We start from the raw sequence: 11360 nt of genomic DNA, 5'->3' as shown, positions 1-11360 counted from the left end.
GCTATAGTGGGTGGGGTCCAGGCCATCGTCGGCAAGCATCAGCAACTGGGCATGCAAGGCTTGCCGGCGTTCGTCAGCCGCCCATAGCGGGGCATCGCCCTGCTGCTGGTAAAAGGTTTGCAGGCGCGCCAACGCGGCGGCATCGATACGCGGCGCAAGATGCGGGCAGACACTGGTCAACTGCGCCAAGGCCTGTTGCAGCGGCGCGAGCGCGACCGGTGCAGGGGTGGTGACGGGCAGTGGTTCTAACGGCAGCGTTTCGGCTGTAGCGACCAATGGTGCAACGAGCAGGCAAATGCTCAAGTAACATGCGTGTTTTTTGAACAATTGACTTAGCTCCACTCCACAGCGGGGACTCGACTGTAGATGCTGACTTTTATACGCAGGCGCAGGCTAACCAGCCTGGGCTTGATCACCGGGTGCCTGGCTTTATTGAGCAATGTTGCGCTCGCCGCCAATGGCACCTCTCTTTCCCTGTATAGCAGCCTGGCGCGCTCTGCTCCAGAACTCAATCCCACCGTGCTCAAAAGCGCCCTGAGCGCCGTGCAGTGCGCGGTCAATAACGGCGAGGAACGTTCCGATCGCCTAGCGGTTATTGACTACTCCCAGCCCTCGACCGCCCGTCGCCTGTGGATCTTCGACTTGCGCAAAAAGACCTTGGTATTGCGCGACCTGGTGGCCCACGGTGCCAAGTCCGGGGAAAACTTCGCCACCCAGTTCTCCAATCTCGAAGGCAGCCACCAGTCGAGCCTGGGGTTGTTCCGCACCCAGGAAAGCTACCTGGGCGCCCATGGCTACTCGCTGCGCATGGATGGCTTGGAGCCGGGCTTCAATGACCAGGCCCGCGACCGCGCCATCGTGATTCATGCCGCCGATTACGTCAGCCCGTTGTGGAGCAAGCGCGAAGGCCGCATTGGCCGCAGCCAGGGTTGCCCGGCCGTGCGCCCGCAGGTCGCCCGCCAAGTGGTGGACAAGCTCAAGGACGGGCAGTTCATGTTTTCGTGGTACCCCGACCAGCGCTGGCTGAAGTCATCGACCTACCTCAATTGCAAACCCCAACAGGTGGCGAGTAGTCGTACAATCCGTGGCGGATAGCCTGTCCCCATAGATAAAAGAGAGCGTCGCATGCTTCTACACACCTCCACCTGGATCGAAATCGGGCAGTTCCTGGAACGCAGCCGCACGGTGGTGATTCCCATCGGCTCCAACGAGCAACATGGCCCCACCGGCCTGCTGGGTACTGACTGGATGTGCCCGGAGATCATCGCCCACCACGCCCAGAAGCACGCCGACATCCTCGTCGGCCCGACCTTCAATATCGGCATGGCCCAACACCACCTGGGCTTTCCCGGCACCATCTCCCTGCGCCCTTCCACCTTTATCGCTGCGATTGGCGACTGGGTGCGTTCGCTGGCCGGGCATGGTTTCGAAAAGATCCTGTTCCTCAACGGCCACGGCGGCAATATCGCCACGATTGAAGCGGCGTTCTCAGAGCTGTACGCCGAAGCCAGCTTCGCCCGCCGCCCGGCCGGGTTCGCGCTGAAGCTGGTGAACTGGTGGGACCTGGAAGGCGTCACCGACCTGGCCCAGCGCCAATTCCCGGTCGGGCATGGCAGCCACGCCACGCCGTCGGAAATTGCCGTGACGCAGTGGGCGTATCCGGATTCGATCAAGTCTGCCGAGTACTCACCGCAAATCGCCAACACCGGCCCGATTCGCGAAGCCCTGGACTTCCGTGCGCGCTTCCCTGACGGCCGCATGGGCTCGGACCCGGCGTTGGCCACCGTGGAGAAAGGCGGTGAGTTGGTGGCGTTGGCGGCGCAAGGACTGGTCAAGACCGTCGACAGCTTCAGCGACGAAGCCAAACCCTGAGCCAAATGGGGCCAATACCCTGTGAGCGGGCTTGCCCGCGAAGGCGGTGTGGCAGCCACTGAATCTTTAACTGAACCACCGCTTTCGCAGGCAAGCCAGCTCCCACATTGGTTACAGGGTGGGGTTGCGGTGCATGTGCGGGTTTATTTGCAATCCTGGGCGGCCTGCTCAAGCCGTGACGGCTTGATCGCCGAAGCCAGCGGCTTGCGCTCATACAGGAACACCTTGGTGCCGTCCTGGGACTTGTAGGCCTCCAGCACATCATCGGCGGCAATCTTGCTGGTCAACAGCACCTTGGCGTGGCGCGAGTTCTGGGTAACGGTCGAGGTGATGCCATGCTTTTCCAGCTTGGGCAATACGCATTGCACATAGCCGTCGGGGGTCTTGTTGGTTTGCAGGGTCAGCGATGGGGCATTGGGCGCCGTGATACAACCGGTCAGCAGCAACGAAGCACAAGCCAGGGCCGGGGCGAAGAAAGAGCGCATATTCATTCCTGAAAATAACCAAATAGGGTTCACAACCATTCGCGGGTCAACCTGCGCGAACCAGGGCCTTGAGCGACGCATCGAACTGCTTCAGGGCATCTTGCTGTACATCGCGTTGTTGCTCGATCAGTGCAGCAATCTCCGGGGCCGCCTTGTCGTGCACCCACACGGACGGCACGTGCTTGTCCACCGAGCCTTCGGCCTTGGCGATAAACTGCAGGTTCGCATCAAAGAAGCGTGCGACAAAGCGCGCCTCGACCCGGTCATTACGCTGGGTGAGCAATTGGTTATGGGTATCGAGCACCACCACCACATCCGGGTGCGCCTGCACCAGGGCATCCAGGCTGCTATAGACCGTCACCGAGGCAAAAGTGCCCTGCAACGAGTGCATCAACCAGTCGATCGCCAGTTCCGGGTCGGAGCTGTTGACGAACGCCTCGCGAATCCGCCCATCCAGCGCATCCTTGGCGCCGTTCAGTGCCATGGCGTGGTAGCGTTCGAGGTAGCTGAGGTTGTCGCGGGTGTTTTCACTGAACAACACCCCCACCGACTGGGCACGCTGCAGCGAGTCTACGCTACCCACCAGGGGCAGCAAATGGCCTGTACGCACTTCATCGGCCATCGCCGGGGTGGTCATGACCGCGGTGCCCAGCATCAGGGCCATCAAAGCCAACTGGATAATCGTCCTCATCGCGCATTTTCCTTGGGCTGCGTCTCGATGTGCCGATTCTGCGCGTTTGGCGAAAAAACAGAACTTGTGATCCTTGATGGTGACTATCATTTGAACCGATAGTGTCAGGCCGCCCATAAAATCTATAAGGACCCCGCCATGAAGCCCTACCAGAAAATCTTCGATCGTATCCGCGAGGCAGTACTGCCAGAGTTTCGCGAGCGGGTCGCCGACTACCTGGTCGAGTACGAAACCGTGCTGCTGGACTCAAACGCCGACGCCGCAAAAGGCAGCGCCAGCGCCGAGCAACTGCGCGGCTACTTGCGCGGTTTGAACACCATGCGCGTGCTGGGCATGGCTGATTGGGAAGACCTCGACCGGCGTGTCGCCCAGCAGGCAGAGCTAGAGCGCGGGCCGTCGCAGCTCGACCCACTCGCGCACTGACGGCCGCTGCCACTGGCGTTGCGCGTAGGCCACCAGCTGCGTGGGTACGGCGTCACCATTGAGGATCAGGCGATTGAGCATCACCGCCAGGTCCACATCGGCAATCGACCACTGGCCGCACAGGTACTCGCGGTTATCCGCCAGCAACGCTTGCGCCGCGCTGATCAACTTGGTCGCGGCGGCTTGAGCGTCTGCTGACAACGGCGGCCTCTTCTGCCCACAGAACACCACCAGCGTCGAGCGCTCCTGGCGAATCGGCAGCAGGTCGCTGCGTAGCCACGCCTGGACCTGTCGCGCCCTCGCCCGCTGCTGCACATCCGCCGGGTACACGCTGGTCTCGGGGTAGGCCTGGTCCAGGTACTCGGTGATGGCCGAAGACTCCGACAGCGCAAAATCACCATCTACCAGAGTCGGCACTCGCTGGGTCAGGGAGCGTTGGGCGAAATCTGCCGCTTGGTTCTGCCGGGCATCGAGGTCCAGGGTGAGGGTCTCGAACGCCAGGCCTTTTTCGCGCAAGGCGACAAACACCGACATGGCATAAGGGCTGGTAAACAGCGAATCAACGTAGAGGTGCAGCGGGCCTTGGCTCATGGGCAATCTCCTAGGATGAGCCATCACGCTACGAGATCCGGGCCGATAAAGACAATGCAGGGTTTTTATGGGGGCATTCCTGGCGGGAATAGCGCGGGTAGTGGCAATATTATGGCTACCGCTGATTTTCAAGGAAGGAACAGCACATGAAACAAGCAGTTGTGGTTATCCACGGCATCGGCGAGCAGCGCCCAATGGACACCTTGCGCGGCTTTGTCGAAGCGATGATCCCCACGGACACCCCCGATGGCAAACCTCTGTACTGGAGCAAGCCGGATCGGCTGTCGCGCAACTTCGACCTGCGCGTACTGAAGTCCTCGGGCCGCACCTCGACGGATTTCTATGAGTACTACTGGGCCCACAAGATGCAGGGCACCAAGCTCGGCCATCTGCTGGGCTGGCTGTGGGACATCTTCAAGCGCCCGCGGCGCGACATTCCCGACGCCATCGTGCCGATCTGGCGTAGCACGCGCTGGACGGTGTTGGCGTTACTGCTATTGATTGCCAGCGGCGCACTGGCCGCAGCCTGGGGTCAGTTGCCCGCCAACGACAACCCCTTCGCGCTGATCCCCCTGCTGCTCGCGGCCATGGGACTGGGGCTGCGCTATTCGGCGCTGGCGTACCTGGGAGATGCCGCACGCTACTTAAGCCCCAACCCGCAGAACGTGAGGGTGCGCGAGCAGATCCGTGCCGATGGTGTCGACCTCCTGCGTGCGCTGCACAACCAGGGCGACTACGAGCGCATCATCGTCGTGGGCCACAGCTTGGGCAGCGTGATTGCCTACGACATCGTCGGCTACCTCTGGCATGAATACCACGACCAACTGACCCAACTGAACCCCAGCAACCGTGAGCTGGCGGCCCGTTATGCCAACCGCGAACCGCTGCAACCGGTGGTCAAGGAGGCCCTGCCCGCCGCTGGCGCCTTACTGGACGGCAGCCTGGGCAGCCTGTTGAATTTTCGTCAGCAACAGGCCGAGGCATTCGTCGAACAGCGCGGCCTGGGCAACCCCTGGCGCATCACCGACCTGGTCACGGTCGGCAGCCCGATGGCCCACGCCAGCCTGTTGCTGGGCCGCAGCGTCAGTGACTTCCAGCAGCGCATGGAGCGCCGCGAAGCCCCGGCCTGCCCGCCTACCGAAGACACCCAAGGCTACGGCTACAACGCCCGCCAACCGCTGATGCTCGGCCAAAAGCCCTTCACCCCGCACTACCTGCACCACGCCGCAGCCTTTGCCGTCACGCGCTGGACCAACCTGTACTTCCCTGCCCCCTTCGGCGTATTCGGCGACATCGTCGGCGGCCCGGTCAAGCCGGTGATGGGCGGCGGCGTGCTGGACTTGCCGGTGACCGTGGGCAACGGTAAAGGCTGGCTGGCCAGATCCTGGCTCAGCCACACTCATTATTGGAGCGAACGCGGCGGTACACAGGGTTACCTCAGTGCACTGGGCAAGGATGAACAGGCGATCACCCAAGGCCCGCGCCCTTCGGCCACTGAAGCATTGCGGTGGGCAATTGACCTTAAGGGGGTGCGGCGGTTTCGACGTGTTGGCGCCCAGCAAAGCCTGGCGCCAGAACATGCCTAACCGGCGAAGCCACCGGCCTTGAGGAAGGCGAGCTCTTCATCGGTGCTCGCCCTGCCCAACACCCCATTGCGATGCGGAAACCGCCCGAACCGCTCAATGATATCGGCATGCTCCTTGGCCCAGTGATAGGTGCTGTCATCCAACTGCCGGTTCAGGGCCAGAGACCGTTGCTGGTCCTGTGGGTCTTCCGAATGTTCAAAAGGCAAATAGCAGAACGCGCGCAACTGAGGTTCAACCTGTTGATCCAACCCCGCGTCCACCATCTTTCGCGCATACAACCGGGCCAGCGGGTCGGTGGCGAACATGTGCGCCGTGCCGCGAAAGGCGTTGCGCGGGTACTGGTCCAGCAGGATCAGTAGCGCCAGCGCGCCATCCGCCGTGGTCAACCAGTCTTCGAGTTCACGCCGCGCCGCCTGCATATGGGTGGCGTGGAAGCTGTCACGAAAGGCTGTATCGAACGCCTCGTCCTTGGCAAACCAACGCTTGGGCCCCGCCTGTTTCCAGAACGCGATTACGGCTTCGGCCGATTGTGAAGTCATGCTTACCTCGCTTAATGTTATAGAATAACGTCAATATTGTGCCTGCGTGTGATCCTCAACTTATGACTGACGCTATGACTTTACGCAAACGCCTGTTGTCCATCGATGCCCTGCGCGGCCTGGTGATCCTGTTCATGTTGCTGGACCACGTGCGGGAAACCTTCTTGCTGCACCGCCAGGTCAGCGACCCCATGAACATTGACAGCACCGAGCCAGCGTTGTTTTTCAGCCGCACCCTCGCTCACCTGTGTGCGCCGGTGTTTGTGCTGCTTACCGGATTGTCGGCGTGGCTGTATGGCCAGAAATATCAGGGCCGTCGCGACGTGTCGGCATTTTTGTTCAAGCGCGGGCTGTTCCTGATGGTGCTGGAATTCACCCTGGTCAACTTCGCGTGGACCTTCCAACTGCCGCCCAGCGTGATCTATATGCAAGTGATCTGGGCCATCGGCATCAGCATGATCGCGCTTGCCGCGTTGGTTTGGCTACCGCGTGCCTGGCTGATCGGCTTGGCGCTGGTGATTATCGCCGGGCACAACCTGTTGGATGGGCTGCATTTTGCAGCCGGTTCGATGTGGCACGTGCCGTGGACGATCTTGCATGAACGCAACTGGATTGAAGTGTCTGACAACCTGCGCCTGCGCACCACCTACCCGGTACTGCCATGGATCGGTGTGATTGCCCTGGGCTACGGCCTCGGGCCATGGTTTGCCAATGCCACGCTGCCGGCTGTGCGTCAGCGTTATTTGCTGATCGCGGGGGTGGGCGCGTTGGTGGGTTTTGGGCTGTTGCGCGCGCTTAATGGCTACGGCGAGCAGCCTTGGCAGGTGTATGACAGCGGCGTGCTGACGCTGATGAGCTTTTTCAACATCACCAAGTACCCGCCTTCGCTGTTGTTCCTGGCGTTGACCCTGGGGATTGGCTTGCTGTTGCTGCTGGCGTTTGAACACGCCGGGCATAAGCGCTGGATCGGCGTACTGGCAGTGTTCGGCGCGGCGCCGATGTTCTTTTATCTGTTGCACCTGTACGTGTTGAAAATCCTCTATGTCGCCTGCGTTGCATTGTTTGGCCTCAACCATGGCAATTACTTTGGCTTCGACGGTATCGGTGCGGTGTGGCTGGCAGCGCTGCTGTTGCCGATTGCTCTGTACTTGCCCGTGCGTTGGTTCGCCGGCCTGAAAGCCCGGCGGCGGGACCTGGCGTGGCTCAAATACCTCTGACCTGATGCAGGCAAATTGTGGGAGCGGGCTTGCTCGCGAAAGCGGTGTGTCAGCCACTGCTGTTGTGACTGAAAGACCGCATTCGCGGGCAAGCCCGCTCCCACAGTTTTTAACCGCGCCGGGCTCAGGAATCAGGCCAGTTCGGCACGCAGTTGGCGAGCGGCGGTGACCATGTGGATGAGCGCCGCCTCCGTTTCCGGCCAGCCTCGCGTCTTCAAGCCGCAATCGGGGTTCACCCATAAGCGCTCTGCCGGAATCCGCTTGGCGGCCTTGCGCAGCAAGTTGGCCATTTCCGAGGCATCCGGCACCCGTGGCGAGTGAATGTCGTAGACCCCCGGGCCGATCTCATTCGGGTAGGCGAAGGCTTCGAACGCGTCGAGCAACTCCATGTCCGAGCGTGAGGTTTCGATGGTGATCACGTCGGCATCCATGGCGGCGATGGACTCGATCACGTCGTTGAATTCGCTGTAGCACATGTGGGTGTGGATCTGGGTTTCATCGCCCACGCCACTCGCGCACAAACGAAACACTTCAGTCGCCCAGTCCAGGTAGTGCTGCCACTGCGCCTGGCGCAACGGCAAGCCCTCACGAAAAGCCGCTTCGTCGATCTGCACGATCTTGATACCGGCCGCTTCCAGGTCCACCACTTCGTCACGAATCGCCAGGGCCAGTTGCCGGGCCTGCACTTCGCGGCTCAGGTCTTCCCGTGGGAACGACCACATCAGCATGGTCACCGGGCCTGTGAGCATGCCCTTCATCACTTTGTCGGTGAGCCCTTGGGCATAGCGAATCCACTCCACGGTCATGGCTTTCGGGCGGCTCAAGTCGCCGACAATCACCGCGGGTTTCACGCAGCGCGAACCATAGCTCTGCACCCAACCGAACCGGGTGAACGCGTAGCCATCCAGTTGTTCGGCGAAGTACTCGACCATGTCGTTACGCTCGGCTTCACCGTGCACCAGCACGTCCAGACCGAGGTTTTCCTGCACCTCGACAGCGTGCTTGATCTCACTGTGCATGGCTTCGATGTATTCGGCTTCGCTCAACTTGCCAGCCTTATACGACTGGCGCGCCAGGCGGATCGACGCGGTCTGTGGGAACGAGCCGATGGTGGTGGTCGGGAACAGCGGCAGGTTAAGCCCGGCCCGTTGCTTTTCGATGCGCTGGGCAAACGGCGACTGACGCTGGCTGTCCAGCGCCGTGATGGCGGCGACACGGGCCTGAACAGCGGGTTTATGGATACGTGACGATGCAGCACGAGCCCCCTGCACGGCGCGGCTTTCGGCCAGGGCGGCGAGTACGTCAGGTGCTGACGGCTGGTCAACTGCCTTGGCCAGTAGCGCCACTTCCGCGCACTTTTGTACGGCAAAGGCCAGCCAGCTTTTCAGTTCGGCATCCAACTGGTCTTCCCGCTCAAGATCCACCGGGCTGTGCAGCAGCGAGCAGGACGGCGCAACCCACAGACGATCGCCCAATTTCTCATGGGCATGCTGCAAGGTAGCCAGGGCTTTTTCCAGGTCGCAGCGCCACACGTTTCGGCCGTTGACCACACCCAGGGACAGCACCTTGTACGCTGGCAGGCGGTCGAGGATGGTCGGGTACTGGTCCGGCGCACGCACCAGGTCGATATGCAAGCCATCCACCGGCAGGTTGGCGGCCAGGCCGAGGTTTTCTTCCAAGCCGCCGAAGTAAGTGGCCACCAATTTTTTCAGCGGGTCGCGCTGGAGCAGGTTATAGGCGCGCTCAAAAGCGTTCTTCCAGTCCTGGGGCAGATCGAGCGCCAGGATCGGCTCGTCGATCTGCACCCACTCCACGCCCAAATCGGCCAGGCGCTGGAAGATCTGGCCATACAGCGGCAGCAGTCGTTCGAGCAGGTCGAGCTTGTCGAAGTCAGCGCCCTTGGCCTTGCCCAGCCACAAGTAGGTCAGCGGGCCGATCACCACCGGCTTGACGCTGTGTCCCAAATCGAGGGCTTCCTGGACCTCTTCGAACAACTGGTCCCACGCCAGGTAGAATTGCTGATCGACGCTGAACTCCGGCACCAGATAGTGATAGTTGGTATCGAACCACTTGGTCATCTCCTGGGCATGGGCTCCGCCGCAGCAGCTGTCGCTGACGCCACGGGCCATGGCGAACAAGGTATGCAGAGTGGCCTGGCCATCGGCCGGGCGGAATCGCTCAGGCACCACGCCGAACATCAGCGAGTGGGTCAGCACCTGGTCGTACCAGGCAAAATCACCCACCGGCAACAGTTCGATGCCGGCTTGCTGTTGCAGCGCCCAGTGGGTGCTGCGCACATCACGGCCAACGGCGCGCAGGCCGGCTTCGTCGAGCTCTCCCTTCCAGAACGCTTCCTGCGCTTTTTTCAGTTCACGATCGCGTCCAATGCGTGGAAACCCGAGGGAATGAGCGACTGCCATGACTTACAACTCCGATGGTGTGATTGATGGCGGTCATTGTCGGCAGAGGGGTTTCTTGAGACAAACTCATTTTGTTCTAGATCATCACAAGATTTACTCATGTTTAGGTGGGCCTGATTTTAGCGGCGCTACTGTAGGGTTTGCGGTGCCAGGGCCGGCGTCATCGCGGCCTCGCTTAGGCTCGAGTGCTCCCACAGGGGGACGGGGTGATTCTTATGAACGGTCATACTTACGCCCTATGCTTAACGTGGCGCGCAAAATCCGCCGGCTAACCTTTCGATCTGTTCCAAGTGCGGGCACAATGCGTGTCCTTTTTTGGCAGGCACCGCCGCAGGCTCTCAAAAATGATCAAAACGCCGTACTACCTCATCGATAAACAGAAGCTTCTGGTCAACATGCAGAAGATTGCCTACGTGCGCGAACAGTCCGGCGCCAAGGCTCTGCTGGCGCTCAAGTGCTTTGCCACCTGGTCGGTATTCGACTTGATGCAGCAATACATGGACGGCACCACCTCGTCGTCGCTGTATGAACTCAAGCTCGGTCGCCAGAAGTTCGAAGGTGAAGCGCACGCCTACAGCGTGGCCTGGGCCGACGATGAAATCGAAGAGATGCTGGAGAACTGCGACAAGATCATCTTCAACTCCATCAGCCAGCTGCAGCGTTTTGCCGAACGCAGCGAAGGCAAGACCCGCGGCCTGCGCGTAAACCCACAGGTGAGCAGCTCCGACTACCTGCTGGCCGACCCGGCGCGCCCGTTCAGCCGCCTGGGCGAGTGGGACCCGGTGAAGATCGATGGCGTGATCGACCAGATCTCCGGTTTCATGTTCCACAACAACTGCGAGAACGGCGACTTCAGCCTGTTCGACAAGATGCTCGGCACCATCGAGGAACGCTTCGGTACGCTGCTGCACAAGGTCAAGTGGGTCAGCCTCGGCGGCGGCATCCATTTCACCGGTGAAGGCTATGCACTGGACGCATTCTGCGCGCGGCTCAAGGCCTTCTCCGAGAAGTACGGCGTGCAGGTCTACCTGGAACCCGGCGAAGCGGCGATCACCAACAGCGCCTCCCTGGAAGTCACCGTGCTCGACACCCTCTACAACGGCAAAAATCTCGCCGTGGTAGACAGCTCCATCGAAGCCCACCTGCTGGACCTGCTGATCTATCGCCTCAACGCCAAGCTGGCGCCGAGCGAGGGTGAACACACCTACATGGTGTGCGGCAAATCCTGCCTGGCCGGGGACATCTTCGGCGAGTATCAATTTGATCGTCCGCTGGCCATCGGCGATCGGCTGTCGTTCATCGACACCGCAGGCTACACCATGGTCAAGAAAAACTGGTTCAACGGCCTGAAAATGCCGTCCATCGTAGTGAAACAACTCGACGGTACAGTCGAGGTGGTTCGTGAATTTGGTTACGACGACTACCTGTCCAGCCTGTCCTGAGCTGGCGGATAAAGGAGAGATAAAGCAATTGAAAAAGAACGTTCTTATCATTGGTGCAGGAGGTGTCGCCAAGGTGGTGGCCCACAAGTGCGCG

11 protein-coding genes and 1 pseudogene are annotated in these 11360 nt (G+C 60.9%); 6 read left to right on the top strand and 6 right to left on the bottom strand.

Translation table 11 applies throughout. The annotated features are described in order from the left end of the window. Positions 1 to 327, bottom strand: a pseudogene (locus tag GIW04_RS21055) (L,D-transpeptidase family protein); the annotation flags it as partial. A 39-nt stretch (positions 328 to 366) separates the two neighbouring features. Here GIW04_RS21055 and GIW04_RS21050 point away from each other — a divergent pair. Together GIW04_RS21050 and GIW04_RS21045 are read left to right on the top strand one after the other, a co-directional pair. Continuing rightward, entirely contained in the window at positions 367 to 1095 is a 729-nt protein-coding gene (locus GIW04_RS21050; protein WP_003191690.1) for a murein L,D-transpeptidase catalytic domain family protein, read from the top strand. Between the two features lie 30 nt (positions 1096 to 1125). After that, positions 1126 to 1872 carry a creatininase family protein gene (locus tag GIW04_RS21045; RefSeq protein WP_120248134.1) on the top strand — a complete coding sequence of 249 codons (747 nt, stop codon included), beginning with the start codon at positions 1126 to 1128 and terminating at the stop codon, positions 1870 to 1872. A 143-nt stretch (positions 1873 to 2015) separates the two neighbouring features. On the opposite strand, the gene GIW04_RS21040 is transcribed toward GIW04_RS21045, so the two are convergent. Then, a complete protein-coding gene (locus tag GIW04_RS21040; RefSeq protein WP_034135746.1) occupies positions 2016 to 2357 on the bottom strand; it encodes a hypothetical protein in 342 nt (113 codons plus the stop codon). Positions 2358 to 2403: 46 nt separating this feature from the next. Further along, complete coding sequence (locus GIW04_RS21035) at positions 2404 to 3048, bottom strand: ATPase (protein ID WP_120248135.1); 645 nt, start codon at positions 3046 to 3048, stop codon at positions 2404 to 2406. Positions 3049 to 3186: 138 nt separating this feature from the next. On the opposite strand from GIW04_RS21035, the gene GIW04_RS21030 reads away from it, so the two are divergent. Then, entirely contained in the window at positions 3187 to 3471 is a 285-nt protein-coding gene (locus GIW04_RS21030) for a hypothetical protein (RefSeq protein WP_034135748.1), read from the top strand. Here the strand turns inward: GIW04_RS21030 and yfcF are convergent. After that, positions 3430 to 4062, bottom strand: coding sequence for a glutathione transferase (yfcF, locus tag GIW04_RS21025; RefSeq protein WP_057711776.1), 633 nt, complete (start codon positions 4060 to 4062; stop codon positions 3430 to 3432). The genes GIW04_RS21030 and yfcF overlap by 42 nt on opposite strands. A 146-nt stretch (positions 4063 to 4208) precedes the next feature. Here yfcF and GIW04_RS21020 point away from each other — a divergent pair, with 146 nt between their 5' ends. Further along, positions 4209 to 5648 (top strand): hypothetical protein, encoded by a 1440-nt coding sequence (locus GIW04_RS21020; protein WP_057711775.1) that lies wholly within the window; start codon positions 4209 to 4211, stop codon positions 5646 to 5648. Here the strand turns inward: GIW04_RS21020 and GIW04_RS21015 are convergent. After that, entirely contained in the window at positions 5645 to 6187 is a 543-nt protein-coding gene (locus GIW04_RS21015) for a DUF924 family protein (protein ID WP_120248136.1), read from the bottom strand. The two genes, GIW04_RS21020 and GIW04_RS21015, sit on opposite strands and share 4 nt — an antisense overlap. A gap of 62 nt (positions 6188 to 6249) precedes the next feature. Here GIW04_RS21015 and GIW04_RS21010 point away from each other — a divergent pair, with 62 nt between their 5' ends. Then, on the top strand, positions 6250 to 7404 hold the full coding sequence (locus tag GIW04_RS21010; protein WP_120248137.1) for a DUF1624 domain-containing protein: 1155 nt from the start codon (positions 6250 to 6252) through the stop codon (positions 7402 to 7404). Between the two features lie 131 nt (positions 7405 to 7535). On the opposite strand, the gene metE is transcribed toward GIW04_RS21010, so the two are convergent. Continuing rightward, positions 7536 to 9824: a 5-methyltetrahydropteroyltriglutamate--homocysteine S-methyltransferase gene (gene metE / locus GIW04_RS21005; protein ID WP_120248138.1), complete on the bottom strand. Its 2289-nt coding sequence runs from the start codon at positions 9822 to 9824 to the stop codon at positions 7536 to 7538. Between the two features lie 344 nt (positions 9825 to 10168). On the opposite strand from metE, the gene GIW04_RS21000 reads away from it, so the two are divergent. Next, positions 10169 to 11266, top strand: a complete 1098-nt coding sequence (locus tag GIW04_RS21000) for a carboxynorspermidine decarboxylase (protein ID WP_003191705.1) — start codon at positions 10169 to 10171, stop codon at positions 11264 to 11266. Positions 11267 to 11360 lie beyond the last annotated feature (94 nt).

This window comes from Pseudomonas sp. PA-4-8C, assembly GCF_021606625.1.
Classification (GTDB): domain Bacteria; phylum Pseudomonadota; class Gammaproteobacteria; order Pseudomonadales; family Pseudomonadaceae; genus Aquipseudomonas; species Aquipseudomonas lactis.
This window is presented reverse-complemented; position numbering and strand designations above follow the sequence as displayed.

Bases quoted from the DNA above. Each gene is read 5' to 3' on its own strand.
- GIW04_RS21015 (WP_120248136.1), bottom strand. From the start codon at position 6,187: ATGACTTCACAATCGGCCGAAGCCGTAATCGCGTTCTGGAAACAGGCG.
- metE (WP_120248138.1), bottom strand. From the start codon at position 9,824: ATGGCAGTCGCTCATTCCCTCGGGTTTCCACGCATTGGACGCGATCGT.
- GIW04_RS21050 (WP_003191690.1), top strand. From the start codon at position 367: ATGCTGACTTTTATACGCAGGCGCAGGCTAACCAGCCTGGGCTTGATC.
- GIW04_RS21010 (WP_120248137.1), top strand. From the start codon at position 6,250: ATGACTGACGCTATGACTTTACGCAAACGCCTGTTGTCCATCGATGCC.
- GIW04_RS21040 (WP_034135746.1), bottom strand. From the start codon at position 2,357: ATGCGCTCTTTCTTCGCCCCGGCCCTGGCTTGTGCTTCGTTGCTGCTG.
- GIW04_RS21020 (WP_057711775.1), top strand. From the start codon at position 4,209: ATGAAACAAGCAGTTGTGGTTATCCACGGCATCGGCGAGCAGCGCCCA.
- GIW04_RS21035 (WP_120248135.1), bottom strand. From the start codon at position 3,048: ATGAGGACGATTATCCAGTTGGCTTTGATGGCCCTGATGCTGGGCACC.
- yfcF (WP_057711776.1), bottom strand. From the start codon at position 4,062: ATGAGCCAAGGCCCGCTGCACCTCTACGTTGATTCGCTGTTTACCAGC.
- GIW04_RS21030 (WP_034135748.1), top strand. From the start codon at position 3,187: ATGAAGCCCTACCAGAAAATCTTCGATCGTATCCGCGAGGCAGTACTG.
- GIW04_RS21045 (WP_120248134.1), top strand. From the start codon at position 1,126: ATGCTTCTACACACCTCCACCTGGATCGAAATCGGGCAGTTCCTGGAA.
- GIW04_RS21000 (WP_003191705.1), top strand. From the start codon at position 10,169: ATGATCAAAACGCCGTACTACCTCATCGATAAACAGAAGCTTCTGGTC.